This window comes from Microbacterium lemovicicum (assembly GCF_003991875.1).
In the GTDB taxonomy this organism is placed as follows: domain Bacteria; phylum Actinomycetota; class Actinomycetes; order Actinomycetales; family Microbacteriaceae; genus Microbacterium; species Microbacterium lemovicicum.
Genome location: NZ_CP031423.1, coordinates 2,072,818 through 2,090,906, shown reverse-complemented (window position 1 = coordinate 2,090,906; position 18,089 = coordinate 2,072,818). Strand labels below are relative to the sequence as shown.

Annotated in this window: 14 protein-coding genes, 1 tRNA gene and 1 pseudogene; 10 read left to right on the top strand and 6 right to left on the bottom strand. The window is 71.5% G+C overall.

Going from position 1 to position 18,089, the window contains the following annotated elements:
- Positions 1 to 6 precede the first annotated feature (6 nt).
- The 6 genes from CVS47_RS09835 to CVS47_RS09810 all read left to right on the top strand — a co-directional run bounded on the left by CVS47_RS09835 (position 7) and on the right by CVS47_RS09810 (position 5,625).
- A tRNA-Gln gene (locus CVS47_RS09835) sits at positions 7 to 78 on the top strand.
- Position 79: 1 nt separating this feature from the next.
- The gene (gene glmU / locus CVS47_RS09830; protein ID WP_127095913.1) at positions 80 to 1,543 is read left to right on the top strand and encodes a bifunctional UDP-N-acetylglucosamine diphosphorylase/glucosamine-1-phosphate N-acetyltransferase GlmU; all 1,464 of its coding nucleotides are present in this window, start codon (positions 80 to 82) and stop codon (positions 1,541 to 1,543) included.
- A complete protein-coding gene (locus CVS47_RS09825) occupies positions 1,518 to 2,552 on the top strand; it encodes a ribose-phosphate diphosphokinase (RefSeq protein ID WP_127095912.1) in 1,035 nt (344 codons plus the stop codon). The genes glmU and CVS47_RS09825 overlap by 26 nt, the downstream gene beginning before the upstream one ends.
- A 111-nt stretch (positions 2,553 to 2,663) precedes the next feature.
- Positions 2,664 to 3,164, top strand: a complete 501-nt coding sequence (locus tag CVS47_RS09820) for a hypothetical protein (protein ID WP_127095911.1) — start codon at positions 2,664 to 2,666, stop codon at positions 3,162 to 3,164.
- A gap of 20 nt (positions 3,165 to 3,184) precedes the next feature.
- A complete protein-coding gene (locus CVS47_RS09815; protein ID WP_241240105.1) occupies positions 3,185 to 4,036 on the top strand; it encodes an FAD:protein FMN transferase in 852 nt (283 codons plus the stop codon).
- Positions 4,033 to 5,625, top strand: a complete 1,593-nt coding sequence (locus tag CVS47_RS09810) for an FAD-dependent oxidoreductase (protein WP_127095909.1) — start codon at positions 4,033 to 4,035, stop codon at positions 5,623 to 5,625. The genes CVS47_RS09815 and CVS47_RS09810 overlap by 4 nt, the downstream gene beginning before the upstream one ends.
- On the opposite strand, the gene CVS47_RS09805 is transcribed toward CVS47_RS09810, so the two are convergent.
- The gene (locus tag CVS47_RS09805) at positions 5,619 to 7,154 is read right to left on the bottom strand and encodes a sensor histidine kinase (protein WP_241240104.1); all 1,536 of its coding nucleotides are present in this window, start codon (positions 7,152 to 7,154) and stop codon (positions 5,619 to 5,621) included. The genes CVS47_RS09810 and CVS47_RS09805 overlap by 7 nt on opposite strands.
- The gene (locus tag CVS47_RS09800; RefSeq protein ID WP_127095908.1) at positions 7,151 to 7,891 is read right to left on the bottom strand and encodes a response regulator transcription factor; all 741 of its coding nucleotides are present in this window, start codon (positions 7,889 to 7,891) and stop codon (positions 7,151 to 7,153) included. Before CVS47_RS09800 ends, CVS47_RS09805 begins: the two co-directional genes overlap by 4 nt.
- A gap of 148 nt (positions 7,892 to 8,039) precedes the next feature.
- Here CVS47_RS09800 and CVS47_RS09795 point away from each other — a divergent pair.
- A pseudogene (locus tag CVS47_RS09795) lies at positions 8,040 to 9,045 on the top strand (magnesium and cobalt transport protein CorA).
- A gap of 4 nt (positions 9,046 to 9,049) precedes the next feature.
- On the opposite strand, the gene CVS47_RS09790 reads toward CVS47_RS09795, so the two are convergent.
- Both CVS47_RS09790 and gndA read right to left on the bottom strand, forming a co-directional pair.
- On the bottom strand, positions 9,050 to 10,069 hold the full coding sequence (locus CVS47_RS09790) for an SDR family oxidoreductase (RefSeq protein ID WP_127095907.1): 1,020 nt from the start codon (positions 10,067 to 10,069) through the stop codon (positions 9,050 to 9,052).
- A 19-nt stretch (positions 10,070 to 10,088) separates the two neighbouring features.
- A complete protein-coding gene (gene gndA, locus CVS47_RS09785; protein WP_277600981.1) occupies positions 10,089 to 11,522 on the bottom strand; it encodes an NADP-dependent phosphogluconate dehydrogenase in 1,434 nt (477 codons plus the stop codon).
- Between the two features lie 556 nt (positions 11,523 to 12,078).
- Here gndA and CVS47_RS09780 point away from each other — a divergent pair.
- Together CVS47_RS09780 and pth are read left to right on the top strand one after the other, a co-directional pair.
- The gene (locus CVS47_RS09780; protein ID WP_127095906.1) at positions 12,079 to 12,729 is read left to right on the top strand and encodes a 50S ribosomal protein L25/general stress protein Ctc; all 651 of its coding nucleotides are present in this window, start codon (positions 12,079 to 12,081) and stop codon (positions 12,727 to 12,729) included.
- 75 nt (positions 12,730 to 12,804) lie between these two features.
- A complete protein-coding gene (gene pth, locus CVS47_RS09775; protein ID WP_127095905.1) occupies positions 12,805 to 13,392 on the top strand; it encodes an aminoacyl-tRNA hydrolase in 588 nt (195 codons plus the stop codon).
- Between the two features lie 27 nt (positions 13,393 to 13,419).
- Here pth and CVS47_RS09770 read toward each other — a convergent pair whose 3' ends face one another.
- On the bottom strand, positions 13,420 to 14,109 hold the full coding sequence (locus CVS47_RS09770) for a DUF4064 domain-containing protein (RefSeq protein WP_127095904.1): 690 nt from the start codon (positions 14,107 to 14,109) through the stop codon (positions 13,420 to 13,422).
- Positions 14,110 to 14,158: 49 nt separating this feature from the next.
- Between CVS47_RS09770 and mfd the strand changes: the two genes are divergently transcribed.
- Positions 14,159 to 17,785 (top strand): transcription-repair coupling factor, encoded by a 3,627-nt coding sequence (mfd, locus tag CVS47_RS09765; protein WP_164734629.1) that lies wholly within the window; start codon positions 14,159 to 14,161, stop codon positions 17,783 to 17,785.
- Between the two features lie 45 nt (positions 17,786 to 17,830).
- On the opposite strand, the gene CVS47_RS16790 is transcribed toward mfd, so the two are convergent.
- Positions 17,831 to 18,043 carry a hypothetical protein gene (locus tag CVS47_RS16790; protein WP_164734628.1) on the bottom strand — a complete coding sequence of 71 codons (213 nt, stop codon included), beginning with the start codon at positions 18,041 to 18,043 and terminating at the stop codon, positions 17,831 to 17,833.
- Between the last annotated feature and the right edge of the window lie 46 nt (positions 18,044 to 18,089).

Below are 18,089 nucleotides of genomic sequence, written 5' to 3'. Positions count from 1 at the left end.
GCACGGTCCGCCGTAGTGTAACGGCAGCACGACAGCCTTTGGAGCTGTTCGGTCCAGGTTCGAATCCTGGCGGCGGAGCATGTCCGACATCACCGCCACCCCGCTCGCCGTCATCGTCCTCGCCGCAGGCCAGGGCACGCGCATGAAGTCCCGCACGCCCAAGGTGCTCCACCGCATCGGCGGGCGCGCGCTCGTGGGCCACGTGCTCGCGACCGCCCTCGAGCTGGAGCCCGAGCGCATGCTCGTGGTCGTGCGCCACGAGCGCGACCTCGTCGCCGACGCCGTCGTGACGGAGTTCCCGGGTGTGCAGGTCGTCGACCAGGACGACGTGCCCGGCACCGGACGCGCCGTCGAGGTGGCGCTGGAGGCGCTGTCGGAGTTCGAGGGCGACGTGCTCGTGCTGAGCGGCGACGTGCCGCTCCTCGAGACCGCCACGCTCACCGACCTCGTGCGCGCGCACCGCGAGGGCGGCGCCGCCGTCACCCTCCTCAGCGCCCGGCTCGACGACGCCTCCGGCTACGGTCGCGTGCTGCGCGACGACGCAGGCGAGGTGCACCGCATCGTGGAGCAGAAGGACGCCACCGCCGAGGAGGCGGCCGTCGGCGAGATCAACGCCGGCGTCTACGTCTTCCGCACGGCATCCCTGCGCTCGCATCTCGCGCTCGTCGGCACCGCCAACGCGCAGGGGGAGAAGTACCTGACCGACGTCGTGGCCCTGCTGCGCGACTCCCGGCTGGGGGTGTCGGCGACGGTGGCTCCCGATGCCGCAGCGGCCCTGGGCGTCAACGACCGGGTGCAGCTGGCCGAGGCCGCGCGCCTGCTCAACGCGCGCACCGTGCGCCACTGGCAGCGCGAGGGGGTCACGATCCTCGATCCGGCGACGACGTGGATCGACGTCACCGCCACCCTGGCCCCCGACGTCACGGTGCTGCCCGGCACCCAGATCCTGCGATCCACGACCATCGCCGAGGGTGCCACGGTCGGGCCCGACACGAGCCTCGTGGACTGCGAGGTGGGCGAGGACGCCGTCGTCAGCCGCACCGACGCCACGCTGGCCGTCATCGGCGCGGGGGCGACCGTCGGTCCGTTCGCCTACCTGCGACCGGGCACCTACCTCGGCGACAAGGGCAAGATCGGCACCTTCGTGGAGACCAAGAACTCCACCATCGGCGAGGGCAGCAAGGTGCCGCACCTCTCGTACATCGGCGACACGACCATCGGGGTCGGCGTGAACCTCGGCGCCGGGGCCATCACGGCGAACTACGACGACATCTCCAAGCACCGCACGGAGATCGGCGACCACGTGCACGCCGGGTCGCACAACGTCTTCGTCGCGCCGGTTAGGATCGGAGACGGCGCCAAGACCGGGGCCGGAGCGGTCATCCGCAAGGACGTCCCCGCCGGAGCCCTGGCACTGAGCGTGGCCCCTCAGCGCAACGTCGAGGGGTGGGTCGAGAAGAACCGACCGGGAACCCCCGCGGCAGACGCCGTCTCCCGGTCCACACAGGAAGCGGACGATGGCGCGCAAGAGCAAGACCGTTGAGCTCGACCGGGAGCACGACATCGCCCCCGGCCTGGTAGCCAAGACGAAGAAGCGGCTGGTCGTCGCCCGCGGCAGCTCCCACCCCGAGCTCGCGATGCAGGTCGCCGAGCACATGGGGACCGAGCTGGTGCCCACCGAGTACCGCACGTTCGCCTCGGGAGAGATCCTCACCCGCTTCGAGGTGTCGATCCGAGGCTGCGACTTCTTCCTGATCCAGAGCTTCGGGCCGCCGGTCAACGAGTGGCTCATGGAGACGCTCATCATGCTCGACGCCGCCAAGCGCGCCAGCGCCAAGCGCATCACCGTCGTGGCGCCCTACTACCCGTACTCCCGTCAGGACAAGAAGGGCCGCGGCCGCGAGCCCATCAGCGCGCGCCTCGTCGCCGACCTGATGCGCACCGCCGGTGCCGACCGCGTCATGAGCGTCGACCTGCACGCCGCGCAGATCCAGGGCTTCTTCGACGGACCCGTCGACCACCTCTTCGCCAAGCCGGTGCTGCTGGAGTACTTCCAGAAGACGCTGAGCCCCGACGACCGGGCGCGGCTCACGGTCGTGTCGCCCGACACCGGCCGCGTGCGCGTCGCCGACACCTGGTCGGACAGCCTGGGCGCGCCCCTCGCCATCATCCACAAGCGCCGCGATCCGAACGTCGCCAACCAGGTGACGGTCAGCGAGATCGTCGGCGACGTCTCCGGCCGCGTCTGCCTCCTCGTCGACGACATGATCGACACCGGCGGCACGATCGTCAAGGCCGCCGAGGCTCTCAAGGCGAACGGCGCCGTGCGCGTCATCGTGGCGGCGACGCACGCGATCTTCAGCGACCCGGCCACCCAGCGGCTCCAGAGCGAGGCCATCGACGAGGTGGTCGTCACCGACACCGTGCCCGTGCCCGAGGCCAAGCGCTTCCCGTCGCTGACGATCCTGCCGATCGCGCCGCTGCTCGCGCGCGCGATCCACGAGGTCTTCGAGGACGGCTCCGTCACCAGCATGTTCGACGGCGCCGCCTGACGTGATTCCGGATACTGGGGAAGCTCCAAGCTGAACCCCAGGGCCTTCTTCTTCGTGTCGTTAGCGTAGATGTACATCACGCCGCGAGGCACCGCAGAAGGAGGACCTCTCATGATCCGCACCACCGCCGTACCCCGCCCCGTCCGCGTCGGAGCAGCCACCGCCGGCATCGCCGGGGTCCTGATCCTGGCCGGCTGCGCGGGGACGACCGAGACCGCCGCCACGACCGCGCCGAGCGCCCCCGCCACGACGGCCCCCAGCACCGCCGCATCCTCGGCTCCCGCTGCGACGGCGGGTGCCGCGGCATCCACGTCCACCTATGCCGACGGCACCTACACGGCCGAGGGGTCCTACCAGACGCCCGAGTCGGTCGAGAAGATCTCGGTGACCGTGACGCTGGCCGACGACGTCATCACGGCCGTCGAGGTGACCGGTGACCCGCAGAAGGCGGAGTCGAAGGAGTACCAGTCGAAGTTCATCGGCGGCATCAGCGATGTGGTGGTCGGCAAGGGCATCGACGAGATCTCCGTCAGCCGCGTCGCCGGATCGTCGCTGACCAGCGGCGGATTCAACCAGGCGATCGGGGAGATCAAGTCCGAAGCGACCGCCTAGTGCCCGCGACGGCGGCTCGGGTGCTCTGGCGCTTCGAGGCCATCGGCACGAGCTGGCAGATCGAGAGCGACACCGAGCTGCCGGCCGATGCGCGTGCGCGCGTGACGGCACTCATCGACCGGTTCGACCGCGAGTGGTCGCGTTTCCGCGCGGACTCCGACGTGACGGCGCTCGCCCGCGGCGCACGGGCCGTCCCCCTGCCCTCCGACGGAGCCGCCATGCTCGACGCCTACGCGGAGCTCTCGGCGATGACCGGCGGAGCGGTGAACCCTCTCGTCGGCCGGTCGCTGGAGAGCCTCGGCTACGACGCGACCTACACCCTCGGCGCCGGCGTCCCCACGCCTGCGCCGGGGGAGTGGCGGGCCCTCCTCGACTGGACCGGCGACACCCTCGCCCAGTCGGGACCGGGACTGATCGACGTCGGCGCTCTCGGAAAGGGCCGGCTCGTCGACCTCGTGCTCGCCGCACTCGCGGCGGACGCGTCCGGTGATCTCGTCGTCGACGCGAGCGGTGACCTGGCCGTCCGCGGCGCCGCCGTGCGCATCGGCCTGGAGCACCCCTACGACCCGCGACGGGCCATCGGCGTGTGGAGCGTGCAGGATGCTGCGCTCTGCGCCTCCGCGACCAACCGGCGTGCCTGGGGCGGGGGCCTGCACCACGTGCTCGACGCCCGTACGGGTGCGCCCGTGCGCACGGTCGCGGCGACATGGGCGGTGCACCCCGAGGCGATGCGCGCCGACGCGATCGCCACCGCGCTCTTCTTCGACGGCGGGCCGGAAGCGGCCGTCGCCTGGGGCGCGTCCTGGGTGCGGATGATGACCGACGGCCACGTCGAGTGGTCGCCTCAGTGCGAAGCGGAGCTGTTCACGTGATCGGAACCCTGACGTCCCTGTCCCACCGGGTGGTCGCCGTCCTCGGGCGGGTGTCGATGTACCGGCTGGTGCTGATGGCGCTGTCGGCACTGGCGGTGATCGCCCTGGTGCTGTCGGCCTTCGGCGTGTTCTCCGCCGAGCCCCTCATCACCCCCGCCCCGCTGGAGCTGCTGGCCACGGCGGCCGTGCTCGTGGTCGTGTGCGCGGCGGCGGACGCCGGAGCCCGGCGCGTGCTCGGGCTGTCGTGGCGGCTGGAGTCGTCGCTCATCACCGCCGGCATCCTGCTGTTCATCCTGCGCCCGACGGTCGAGCCGCTCGGCCTCCTCGGCATCGCTGTGGCCGCGGCCGTCGCCTCCCTGTCGAAGTACGTCATCGCCTGGCGGGGACGGCACATCCTCAACCCGGCCTCGGCCGGTGCGGCCGGACTCGCGGTGCTGTCGATCGTCGCCCCCGACCTGGGAACGCCCTCGTGGTGGGTCGGGACGCCGGCCATGGCGCTGCCGGTGATCATCGCCGGTCTCGCCGTGCTGTGGCGCACCGAGAAGGTGCGGATCGTGCTGGTGTTCCTCGTGGCCGCCGTCGCCGTGGCGGTGCTGCGCGTGTCGGTGCAGTCCCAGGCGGCCGGCTTCCCCTTCGATCTCGGCACGACGTTCTGGCAGCTCCTGTGGTCGTCGCCCTTCCTGTTCCTGGGCGCCTTCATGCTCTCCGAGCCGCTCACCCTCCCGCCGCGGCGGTGGCAGCAGTTCACGGTCGCGCTCGTCGTGGGCGTGCTGGCCGGGTGGCCGATCTCCCTCGGCGCGATCAGCCTGGGTCAGGAGCGCGCGCTGCTCATCGGCAACCTGGTCGCCTTCGCGCTGGCGTTCTCCGCCCGCGCCGCCGTCCGGCTGCGCCTCGAGCGCCGCGCCGACGTCACGCCCACGGTGCGCCAGCTCGAGTTCCGCGTGTCGCGGCCGCTGTCCTTCGCGCCGGGGCAGTACCTCGAGATCGACGTGCCGCACCGGCACGCGGACGCCCGCGGCACGCGCCGCGAGTTCTCCATCGCCTCGGCGCCGGCCGATCTGCCGCTGCTGCGCATCGCCTACAAGGACAACGCGACCGGGAAGCGCGCGGTCTCGAGCTTCAAGCGCGCGCTGGCCGCCGTGCCCGACGACGGCGCCCTGTCCCTGACGGGGATCTGGGGCGACTTCGTCCTGCCCAAGCGCACCGACAGTGCGCTTCTCCTCGTGGCCGCGGGCATCGGCATCACGCCGTTCGTCTCCCAGCTGCGGCAGCTGCGGCTCGCGGGCGAGGATCGCGACATCGTGCTGGTGTACGTCGCCTCCGAGGCGTCGGAGCTGGCGTTCCGAGAGGATCTGGAGCAGTCCGGCGTGCCGGTGATCGTCTTCACCCGCGACCGCCCCGCCGACCTCCCGCGCACCTGGATGTGGGCCCAGGGCGTCCGGCTGGACGCCGACGGCCTGCAGCAGGTCGTGCCCGACCTGGCCGCCCGCCACACGTACATCTCCGGACCGCCCGCGCTCATCGCCGACCTGGCGCCGGCGCTGGAGAAGAGCCGCTCGCTGACGACGGACGCGTTCAGCGGCTACTGAGCGGGCACGGAGCCGGTGGTGGCGACCACCGGCTCCGTGGGCAGCCGCACGGTGAAGGTCGTATCGCCGGGCGTGCTGTCGACGCGGATGCTGCCGTGGTGGGCTTCCACGATGGCCCGGGCGATCGAGAGGCCGAGCCCGGTGCCTCCCGTGTTGCGGGCGCGCGAGCGGTCGGCACGCGCGAAGCGCTCGAACAGCTCGGAGGCGACGTCCGGGTCGACGCCGGGGCCGTCGTCGTGCACGCGGAGCACCGCGTCGGAGCCCTCGTGCCGCACCGACGTGGTGATCGACGTTCCGGACGGCGTGTGCGTGCGCGCGTTGGCCAGAAGGTTCGCCAGCACCTGCTGGAGGCGTCCGGCGTCGCCGGTGATGACGACGGGGGTCTCGTCGACGTCGACGAGCCAGCGGTGGTCGGGCCCCGCGGGGCGCGCGTCGCCGACAGCCTCGACCGCCATGCGCGTGAGGTCGACGGTGCCGTGCACGAGCTCCTGCCCTTCGTCGAGGCGCGCGAGCAGCAGCAGATCCTCCACGAGGGTGGTCATGCGCAGAGACTGCGCCTGGATGCGCTCGAGCGACGGGCCGGTGGTCTGGGCCGCGGCATCCGGATCCTGCTTCAGCGCGCGCAGCGACAGCTCGGAGTAGCCGCGGATGGAGGCCAGCGGCGTGCGCAGCTCATGGCTCGCGTCGGCCACGAAGGCGCGCATCCGCTCCTCGTTCTGCTGACGCGCCGAGAGGGAGGCCGCGACGTGGTCGAGCAGGGTGTTGAGCGCCGCGCCGACCTGACCCACTTCCGTGCTCGGGTCCGCGCGGTCTTCGGGCACGCGCTGCGTGATGGTCACTTCGCCCTGGTCGAGCGGGATGCGGGAGACGCGGGTCGCGGTCTCGGCGACGTCGCGCAGCGGCGCGAGCCCGACGCGGATGGTCCAGGCGGTGGCCGCCGCCAGCAGCACCAGTCCGCCCGCGGTGAGGATGCCCATGGCGGTCAGCATCTGGCCGACGGTGGCCGAGATCTCCTCGCGCGAGATGCCGACGACGACCGTCGCGCCGTCGAACCTGCGCACGCCCACGGTGAAGTCGCCCAGGCCGTCCAACGAGACGGTGCTCACCGTCGGGCGCGACAGCGCGGCGGCGATGTCGGAGATCTGCGTGTCGTCGAGGCCCACGGTGTCGCCGTCGAACTCGAGCACGGCGCCGAGGGTCGGTCCGCCGTCCTCCTGCACGAGGAGGAGCGTGCCGGGGGCGACGGGGCTCTCCCGCAGAGCGGTTCCCGCGCCGACGCCCGGAGACTGCTGCACCGCGATGGTGAGACGGTCGAGCGCGCCGCGGATCTGCTGGGTGAGACGCTCCTCCAGCACGTTGTTCAGCACGGCGCTCGTGACGACGGCCACGAGCACGAGGATGAGCGAGACGATCCCGACGACGGTCAGGATGAGGCGACGCTGCAGCGTCCACGGGGGACGCCGGCGAGACGGCTCCGGCGGCGCGTCCGCATCGGCCGGCACCGTCTCCGCGTCCGCCGTCTGCGTCACTGGGGGGCTTTGACCATGTAGCCCACACCGCGGACGGTGTGGATGAGCGGCTCGCGTCCCTGGTCGATCTTCTTGCGCAGGTAGGAGATGTAGAGCTCGACGACGCTGGAGCGCCCCCCGAAGTCGTAGTTCCACACGCGGTCGAGGATCTGGGCCTTCGACACGACGCGGCGCTGGTTGCGCATCAGGTAGCGCAGCAGCTCGAACTCCGTCGCGGTGAGCTCGATCTCATCGCCGCCGCGGATGACCTCGTGACTGTCCTCGTTCAGCGACAGGTCGCCGACGTGCAGGATCGGCTCGCCCTCGCCGATGGAGGCGGTGCCGGCGCGGCGCATGAGTCCGCGCAGCCGGGCGACGACCTCTTCGAGGCTGAAGGGCTTCGTGACGTAGTCATCGCCTCCGGCGGTCAGGCCCGCGACGCGGTCGCCGACGGCATCCTTGGCAGTGAGGAAGAGCACGGGCACGTCGTTGCCCGACTGGCGCAGCCGCTGCAGGACGGCCATGCCGTCGAGGTCGGGCATCATGATGTCGAGCACCAGCGCGTCGGGTTCGAAGTCGCGTGCCGACTGCAGCGCCTGGAAGCCGGATGCGGCCGAGCGCACGTCCCAGCCCTCCATGCGCAGTGCCATCGACAGGAGGTCGGTGAGCATCTGCTCGTCGTCGACGACGAGCACGCGCAGGGGCGTGCCGTCGGAGCGGTGGAGGGCGGGTGAAGGCGCGGTGGTCGACGAGGTCATGAAGGTCATTGTGGACCCATAACTATGCGTCTCCTATGGATTCGGCTATGCGCCCGCTGTGAATCGGCGACGGGGTCTGCGGCGACACCCCGCTGGGCTATCGTGAGCGCGGATGCCGCGGCTCGTGCGGTGCGGAAGGCGGTGCCCCATGCCCCTCGTCGATCTCGCGGTGTACGTGGACGGTCAGCGGACGCCGGATCCGGCATCCCTCACCGACTCGTTCGAGGTGATGCACGAGCGCGGGGGAGTCGCCTGGATCGGCCTCTATCGGCCGAGCAAGGAGGAGGTCCGCGAGATCGCGGAGGAGTTCACCCTCCACCCGCTCGCGGTGGAGGACACGCTCCTCGGCCACCAGCGGGCCAAGCTCGAGCGCTACGGCGACACGCGCTTCGTCGTGCTGCGCCCCGCGCGCTACCTCGACGCGGAGGAGGAGGTCGAGTTCGGCGAGGTGCACCTGTTCGTCGGCCGTGACTTCGTGGTGACGATCCGCCATGCCGAGTCGCCCGATCTGGGTCGCGTGCGGCGCCGCATGGAGTCCCAGCCGGAGCTGCTGACCCTCGGGCCGTCGGCGATCCTCTACGCCGTGCTGGACGAGGTCGTCGACGAGTACGCCCCGGTCATCGCCGGGCTCGAGAACGACATCGACGAGATCGAGGATCAGCTGTTCAGCGGCGATCCGGACGTCTCGCGGCGCATCTTCGGTCTCTCGCGCGAGGTCATGGAGTTCCAGCGCGCGGTCAAGCCGCTGGTGCCGATCATCGAGACGCTCCGCGCGGAGGAGGGCCTCGACCTCGAGCTGCGGCGCGGACTCCGCGACGTGCTCGACCACGCGGTCAACGCCGCAGAGCGCGCCGACGCGTTCCGCTCGATCCTCGAGAGCGCGCTGCTCGTGCACAGCTCCCTGGTCGCGCAGGACCAGAACGAGGAGATGCGCCGGATGACGGAGTTCGGACTCGACCAGAACGATCAGGTCAAGAAGGTGTCGGGGTGGGCGGCCATCCTGTTCGCGCCGACCCTCGTCGGCACCGTCTACGGCATGAACTTCGACAACATGCCCGAGCTGCTGGCCGTACGGCTATCCGATGGCGCTCGGGCTCATGGTCGCCACGAGCGTGACCCTCTTCACCGTCTTCCGCAAGCGGGGGTGGCTGTAGAGCCTCAGAGTCCGGCGAAGCGGGATGCCGCGGCATCCGGTCCGGCGGCGGCGATGACCCGATCGGTCCAGGCGTCGCGCTCCGCGTCGTAGCGCTGCGCCTCCGGGTGGCGGTCGTGGTGCGCGACGAGGCGGCGCGCACCCTCGTCGAACCCGATGGTGGTGCCGAAGGCGGGCACGAGCGCCTTCACCTTGCTGTTGTCGAACAGCACCGAGTGCGACTTGTCGCCGAGGAGGCCGGGCCCGGACGCCGGGTCGAGCCGCGCCAGCGTCTCCGACGCGATGTGCACCAGGGTCGGGTCGGACACGCCGGCCGCCTCGGCCAGCCACGTGTAGATCTGGTTCCAGGTCGGGGCGTGGTCGCCCGTGAGCGTGAACGCGTCGCCGACCGCGAGCGGGTGCGCGAGCAGGCCCGCGAAGCCGACCGCGAAGTCGTCGCTGTGGGTCAGCGTCCACAGGCTGGTGCCGTCGCCGTGCACGATGACCGGCCGTCCGGCCCGCAGGCGCACCACGTCGGTCCACCCGCCGGAGTTCGGGAAGAGCGTGTGGTCGTAGGTGTGGGAGGGGCGGACGATGGTCAGGGGGAAGCCCCGGTCGCGGTAGGCGGCCGTCAGGACGTCCTCGGCGGCGATCTTGTCCCGCGAGTACTCCCAGAACGGGTTGCGCAGCGGCGTCGATTCCAGGACGGGGAGGCGCACCGGGGGCTTCTGGTACGCCGACGCCGAGCTGATGAACACGTACTGTCCCGTCCGCCCCTCGAACAGGTCGATGTCGGTGGTCACGTGCGCGGGGGTGAACGCCGTGAACTGCGCCACCGCGTCGAAGTCGCGGCCGCGCAGAGCCGCACGCACCGCGTCGGGATCGCGGATGTCGGCGACGACGCTCTCGACGCCCTCGGGGAGCGGCCGTGACCGGCGGCCGCGGTTCAGGACCGTGACCTGCGCGCCGAGGGCGAGCGAACGGGCGACGCAGGCGGTGCTGATGGCACCGGTGCCGCCGATGTAGAGGATGCGGGGAGCGCTCATCCTCCGACCCTAGGCCGGGTCAGTGGGTGTCGACCGCTTCGATCTCGGTGCGGTCGCCCGACCACAGCGTGTGGAAGGTGCCGTCCTTGTCGATGCGCTTGTAGGTGTGCGCGCCGAAGAAGTCGCGCTGGCCCTGGACGAGCGCGGCGGGCAGGCGCTCGGCGCGGAGCCCGTCGTAGTACGCCAGGGACGAGGCGAAGGCCGGGGCCGGGATGCCGGCTGCCGCCGCCAGTGCGACGACGCTGCGCCATGCGCGCTGCGCCCGGCCGAGGGCCTCGACGAAGAACGGCGCGGTGAGCAGCACGGGCAGGTCGGGGGCGTCGGCATAGGCGTCGGCGATGCGGTTGAGGAACTGCGCGCGGATGATGCAGCCGCCGCGCCAGATCTTCGACACGGCCCCGAGGTCGATGCTCCAGTCGTACTGGGCGGCGCCCGCGCGGATCTCGTCGAAGCCCTGCGAGTAGGCGACGATCTTGGAGGCGTAGAGGGCGAGGCGGATCTGCTCGATGAGGGCGTCCGCGTCCTCGCCGGTCAGGTGGTCGCCGATCTCGTCGTCGGGACCGGGGAGCCCGCCCGAGACCGCGCGCTGCTCGGGGTGGCTCGACAGCGAACGGGCGAACACGGCCTCCGCGATGCCCGACACCGGAACGCCCAGGTCGAGCGCGGTCTGCACGGTCCATGCTCCCGTGCCCTTGGCGCCGGCCTGGTCGAGGATGACGTCCACCAGCGGCATGCCGGTCTCGGCGTCGACCTGGCGCAGCACCTCGGCGGTGATCTCGATGAGGTAGGACTCGAGCTCGCCGCGGTTCCACTCGGCGAAGACGTCGGCGATCTCGGCGGGAGACTTGCCGGTCGCACGCCGGATGAGGTCGTACGCCTCGGCGATGAGCTGCATGTCGGCGTACTCGATGCCGTTGTGCACCATCTTCACGAAGTGCCCCGCGCCGTCGTGCCCGATGTGGGTGACGCACGGCTCGCCCTCCGCGACCGCGGCGATCGAGCGGAGGATCGGCCCGAGGGTCACCCACGACTCGTCGGATCCGCCCGGCATGATCGACGGGCCCTTGAGCGCGCCCTCCTCGCCGCCGGAGATGCCGGCGCCGACGAAGTTGATGCCCGTCTCGCGCACCGCCTTCTCGCGGCGGATCGTGTCGGTGAAGAGGGCGTTGCCGCCGTCGACGATGATGTCACCGGGCTCGAAGACCTTCACCAGCTCGTCGATGACGGCGTCGGTCGCGCGGCCGGCCTTGACCATGATGATGGCGGCGCGGGGGGTGCGCAGCGAGGCCGCGAACTCGGCGTAGCTGCCGGCCGGCACGAACTGCGCCTCCGGGTGCTCGGAGACGAGGAGCTCGGTCTTGTCGTGGCTGCGGTTGTACACGGCGACGGTGTTGCCCTCGCGGCTCGCGAGGTTGCGGGCGAGATTCGAGCCCATCACCGCCAGGCCGACCACGCCGATGTTCGCGACACCGGAGGTGCCGGGGGTCTGCTCACCCGCCGAGGGTGCGGGGCGTGCGACGTCCTCTTCTGCCGGACCGCCCTGATGCTCGGTCGCGGCGGTGTGCGACGTCGCCCCCTCGGTGCTCGACAGGGGCAGGGCGGCGGGGTCGTTCTCGGGCACGCGGGACTCCTTGGACGCGACGGGATGTGCGTCCAGGCTAGCGCGTCGGCACGGGGCGGCTCAGTCCTTGCGGTAGCCCGAACGGCCCAGGGAGTAGAAGGCTCCGACGGTGCCGATGAGGCCGACGACGGTGATGATCGCGATGAGTCCGACGAGGATGTTCGCGGCGAGCTGGCTGTCGATGATGGTCCTCCGTGGTGCGGGGCGATGTCCGTCTTCATCGTAGCGGGGGCCCTGGTAGACTCAGGGCTGAACTTCGGCGAGGGACGCGGCTGCCGCATCCGTGATCGACGCAGTGATGCAGGCTCACGGCTTTCCTCACGCGCTCGCGTTCGAGTCGAAACCACAGACCCACCACCGGGCCCGTCAGCCCGCAAGGAGAATCACCATGGCCGAGAAGGCAATCGACAACACCGTCCACGCCGAGCCGCGCGAGAACTTCGGCAAGGGCTTCGCCCGCCGACTCCGCGCCGCCGGCAAGATCCCCGCCGTCATCTACGGCCACGGCACCGAGCCGACCCACGTCGCGCTGCCGGGTCACCAGGTCGCCCTGCTCATCCGCCGCGCGAACGCGGTCCTCGAGCTCGACGTCGCCGGTGCGAAGCAGCTGACGCTGGTCAAGGACGTCCAGAAGGACCCGGTGCACCAGATCATCGAGCACATCGACCTCCTCGTGGTCACGCGCGGCGAGCGCGTGCAGGTCGAGGTGCCCGTGGTCGTCGTCGGCGAGCCCGCCGCCGGCACCGTCGCGAACCTCGACTCCGCGACCATCACGCTCGACGTCGAGGCGACCCACATCCCGCAGAACATCGAGGTGAACGTCGAGGAGCTCGAGGACGGCACGCGCATCACTGCCGGTGACCTCACCCTCACGGACGGCGCGAAGCTCGCCGTCGACGCCGACACGCTCGTGGTCGCCGTCGCGATCCCCACCGACACGCTGGCCGCCGAGGCCGAGATCGCGGAGCTGGACGCGGCCGTGGCCGCCGACCAGGCCATCGAGGCCGAAGAGGCCAAGGAAGAGTCCGACGAGTCCTGATCGGATCGTTCGTCAGAACATCGGAGGGGTGCGCGATCGCGCACCCCTCCGTCGTCGTCCGGGGAGGATGTCGGAATGGTGCAGTCCTGGCTGGTGGTCGGTCTCGGCAACCCGGGCCCGAGGTATGAGGCGACCCGGCACAACGTGGGTCAGATGGTCGTGGACGAGCTCGCCCGGCGCCGCAGCGAGGTGCTGAAGAGCGCGACCAAGGCGAATGCGCGCGTCGCGGAGACCTGGCTGCGCCCGGGGGCCGACAAGCTCGTGCTCGCGAAGTCCAACTCCTTCATGAACACGTCCGGCGGACCGGTGTCGGCGCTCGCGGCGTACTACGGCATCGCTCCCGAGCGCGTCGTGGTCGTGCACGACGAGCTGGACATCCCCTTCGACACGATCAAACTCAAGGTCGGCGGCGGGCACGGTGGTCACAACGGCGTGCGCGACATCGCCAAGGCGCTCGGCACGGCCGACTTCCCGCGCGTGCGCGTCGGCATCGGCCGTCCGGTCGGCCGGCAGGACCCGGCGGACTGGGTGCTCGATCCGTTCGGCGCGGCGGAGCGTCCGAACCTGCCGATCCTCATCTCGGACGCCGCGGATGCGGTCGAAGAGCTCATCGGCGACGGACTGCTCGCCGCGCAGCAGCGGCACCACGCTCCGCGCGACTGAGGCGGCCCCGGCAGTGCGCCGCGGCGCTCAGAACGCCGAGGCGGCGGAGACCGTGACGCCGGCCGTCAACGCCCACGTGACGGCGGTGCCGAACGCGAACACGCCCAGCACGCCGATGACGATCGCCGCGATGCCGGCACCGCGTCCGCGGTTCCTGACGGCAGCCACGATGCCCTGGACGATCGCCCAGACGCCGAGCACCGTGCCGCCCCAGAACGCGACCTCCGCCAGCAGGACCGATCCCCGCACCGGCGTCAGCAGCCCGAGGTCGAACGTGTCCGACGACACCGACGGCACCTCGCGGCCCAGACCGACGCCGATGTCGTACCCCGCGGCCGCGGCGATCACCGTCGGCACGACGAAGGCGATCAGCGCCAGCACGAGCGCGACGGTTCCGAGCGCCCTGCCCCGCTCCGCCTCGACGGCCGGCGCGAACGTGCCGGTCGGAGCCGCGGCGTACGGCGCCGCGAACTGCGGCGGCCGCGCGTAGCCCTGCGGCGGCCCGTACGGCTGCTGCGGCTGGGCGTGGGGCGACCCGTACGGCGGCTGCGCGTAGGGTTGCGGCTGACCGTACGGCGGCCGCGGCTGGGCGTACGGCTGCTGCGACTGCGACTGCGGCTGCGGCTGACCGTACGGCGGAACCGGCGGCGGCGACTGCTGTCCGGGAGCCGGCCAGGCCGGAGTCTGCCCCTGCGTACCGTTCTGCGCGTCGCTCACGGAGCCCATCCTAGGAGCCGGTGTCCGAGCACGCCCGTAGACTTCTCCGGTGACAGTTCCCGGGATCGTGCGCGCCCTCGCGCAGTCCGAGGCGTTCCGGGATGCCGTGGCCGCAGCATCCGCCGACGCCGACTTCTCGCTCGTCGAAGGCCTCGACGCTCCGCTCCTGTCCGCGCTCCTCGCGCAGCGGCGGGGGCTCGACGCCGCCGCTTCGCGCGGGGGCGCCCTGCTCGTGATCGCACCCACCGGCCGCCGCGCCGAATCGCTCGTCCCCGCGCTCGAGTCCGTGATGCCCGGAGCGCGCGTGCTGCACTTCCCCGCGTGGGAGACGCTGCCGCACGAGCGGCTCAGTCCCAGCCCCGAGACGGTGGGTCGGCGGCTGTCGGTGCTCCGTCAGGTGGCGGAGGACGACGAGACGCCGCTCATCATCACCGCCTCGGTGCGCGCCGCGCTCCAGCCGCTCGCCGGCGGCCTCACCGACCGGCCCCCGATCGAGCTCCGCGTCGGCGGCCGCGGCCGTGAGCTCGACTCCGTGCTCGCCGGGCTCGTCGAGCTGGCGTACCACCGCGTCGACATGGTGTCCCGGCGAGGCGAGTTCGCCGTCCGCGGCGGCATCCTCGACGTCTTCCCGCCCATCGCCGACCACCCCTACCGCGTCGAGTTCTTCGGCGACGAGGTCGACGCGATCCGCGCGTTCTCCGTCGCCGACCAGCGATCTCTCCCGGGAGACGTGGCGGGCATCGAGCTGCCCGCCAGCCGCGAGCTGCTCCTGACCGACAGCGTGCGTTCGCGCGCGCGGGGTCTCATGAGCGACTTCCCCGGCATCCGCGGCATGCTCGAGAAGATGGCCGAGGGAATTCCGGTCGAGGGCATGGAATCACTCACCCCGGTGCTCGTCGACCGTGTCGTGACGCTCGCGGACTACCTCCCGCCCCGCTCGGCGGTCGCCCTCGTCGACCCCGAGCGCTCGCTCACCCGTGCGCGCACGCTCGGCGAGACGAACCGCGAGTTCCTCGAGGCCGCGTGGAACGCCGCCACCGCCGGCGCGGAGACCCCGGTCGATCTCGGTGCCGGCGACTTCCTCACGCTGCCGGCCCTCCGCGACGCCGCGCGCGACCGCGACGGCGTGTGGTGGACGATGAGCACGTTCGACTCCGGTGCGGCGGATGCCACGGCGGAGGGCCTCCTCGACATCGACGTCGCCCTCGAGCAGGCCGCGCTCATCCGCGTGCCCGGTGCCGCGGTGCCGAGCTTCCACGGCAACGTCGACGGCGCGACCGCGCACATCGGCGAGCTGCTCGCCGACGGCTGGCGCGTGGTGGTGGCCGCCTCCGGAACGGGCCTCGTCGACCGCGCCCGTGACGTCCTCGCCGAGCGCGGCATCGCCGCGCGCAAGGTCGAGCACGTCCTCGAGCCGCCGGAGCCCGGCGTGGCGCACGCCGTCACCGCGGTGCTCGAGCGCGGCTTCGAGGTGCCCGACGCGAAGCTCGCCGTGCTCACCGAGGCCGAGTTCTACGGCCGCACGATCGGGGGCGACTCGCGTCAGGTGAAGAAGCTCGCCTCGCGCCGCCGCAACGTGGTCGACCCGCTGCAGCTCAAGGCCGGCGACTTCGTCGTGCACGCCACGCACGGCATCGGCCGCTTCGTGGAGCTGAGCCAGCGCGAGGTGTCGACCGGAGGGCGCAACGCCGTCAAGACGACGCGCGAGTACCTCGTCATCGAGTACGCGCCCGCCAAACGCGGCTACCCGGGCGACAAGCTGTTCGTGCCCACCGACCAGCTCGACCTGCTCTCGCGCTACGTCGGGGGCGAGGCTCCGACCCTGTCGAAGATGGGCGGCAGCGACTGGGCCCAGGCCAAGGGTCGCGCCCGCAAGGCGGTCCGCGACATCGCCGTCGAGCTGGTCAAGCTCTACTCGGCGCGCATGGCCTCCAAGGGGCATGCCTTCGGGCCCGACACCCCCTGGCAGCGCGAGCTGGAGGAGGCCTTCCCGTTCGCCGAGACGCCCGATCAGCTCCAGACGGTCGACGAGATCAAGGCCGACATGGAGAAGCCGATCCCGATGGACCGTCTGCTGTCGGGCGACGTCGGCTTCGGCAAGACCGAGGTCGCCGTCCGCGCCGCGTTCAAGGCGATCCAGGACGGCAAGCAGGTGGCCATGCTCGTGCCGACCACGCTCCTGGTCAAGCAGCACATCGAGACGTTCACCGAGCGCTTCGCCGGCTTCCCGGTCCAGGTGCGCGCGCTGTCGCGCTTCCAGACCGACAAGGAGGTCAAGGAGACGCTCGCGGGCATCACCGACGGCACCGTCGACATGGTGATCGGCACCCACCGCATCCTCACCGAGGGCGTGCTCTTCAAGGACCTCGGCCTCATGATCATCGACGAGGAGCAGAGGTTCGGCGTCGAGCACAAGGACAAGCTCAAGAAGCTCAAGACGAACGTCGACATCCTCGCCATGAGCGCGACGCCGATCCCACGCACGCTCGAGATGGCGGTGACCGGCATCCGCGAGATGTCGACGCTGCAGACGCCTCCGGAGGACCGCCACCCGATCCTCACCTTCGTCGGGCCGCGCAACGACAAGCAGGTCGCGGCGGCGATCCGCCGGGAGCTGCTGCGCGAGGGCCAGGTCTTCTACGTGCACAACCGCGTGCAGTCGATCCAGCGGGTCGCCGCCCACATCGCCGAGCTCGTGCCCGAGGCCCGCGTCGCGGTCGCCCACGGCCAGATGGGGGAGCAGGCGCTGGAGAACGTCGTCGACGACTTCTGGGAGCGCCGCGCCGACGTGCTGGTCTCGACGACGATCATCGAGACCGGGCTCGACATCGCCAACGCGAACACGATCATCATCGACCGCGCCGATAAGTACGGCCTGTCGCAGCTGCACCAGCTGCGCGGCCGCGTGGGCCGTGCCCGCGAGCGGGCGTACGCCTACTTCCTGTACGACGAGAACAAGCCGCTCTCCGAGACCGCGGCCGACCGCCTCGAGACCATCGCCGTGAACAACGACCTCGGCAGCGGCATGCAGGTCGCCCTCAAGGACCTCGAGATCCGCGGCGCCGGCAACCTGCTCGGTGCGGAGCAGGCGGGGCACATCGCCGGCGTCGGCTTCGACCTCTACCTGCGCATGATCGGGGAGGCCGTCGCCACCTTCCGCGGCGACGAGACCGACGGTCCGGCCGAGCTCCGGCTCGAGCTTCCCGTGGACGCCCGCATACCCGAGAGCTACATCGACAGCGAGCGCCTGCGGCTGGAGGCGTACCAGAAGCTGTCGGCCGCGGCATCCGCGTCGGCCAAGCCCGACGCCATCGACCTGGTCATCGAGGAGTTGCAGGACCGCTACGGCGAGCCGCCCGCCGAGGTCGACGGCCTCATCGCCGTCGCCCGTCTGCGTCGCCGCGCCGCACGCGCGTCGCTGGCCGACGTCGTGGCGATGGGTCCGAACCTGCGCATCGCGCCGGCCGTGCTGCCCGACTCGATGCGGGTGCGCCTGCAGCGGCTGTACCCGAAGGCGAAGCTGATCTCCAGCGGCGACGCACTCGTGGTGCCGCTGCCGAACGCGGGCGGCGAGCCGATGCGCGACGCCGACCTCATCGCGTGGGTGGGTCAGCTCCTCGACGCGCTGTGGCCGGAGCCGAAGGATGCCGCGGCGGAGGCTTCGGCGACGGTCTAGGCAACGATCTCGGCGACGGTCCAGGCCACGATCCCGGCGGCGGTGTCAGTCCCAGCTGATGCCGCAGCCGCGGCAGGCGAAGCGCACCTCGACGGCCAGGCCGTCATCGTGCCGTGCGGCGTGCGCCGCGTCGTGCAGCTCGTCACGTCGATCGACCTCGACGCGGAACCATCGCGGCTCGAGCGTGCAGACGTCCACCGACCCGCAGGCCGGACAGGATTCGATCACCACGTGGGCGGAGACGCCGATGTGCTCCATGGCTGACACGGTAGACCCGTGCTGCGCCGCCGGAGGCAGCGACGCG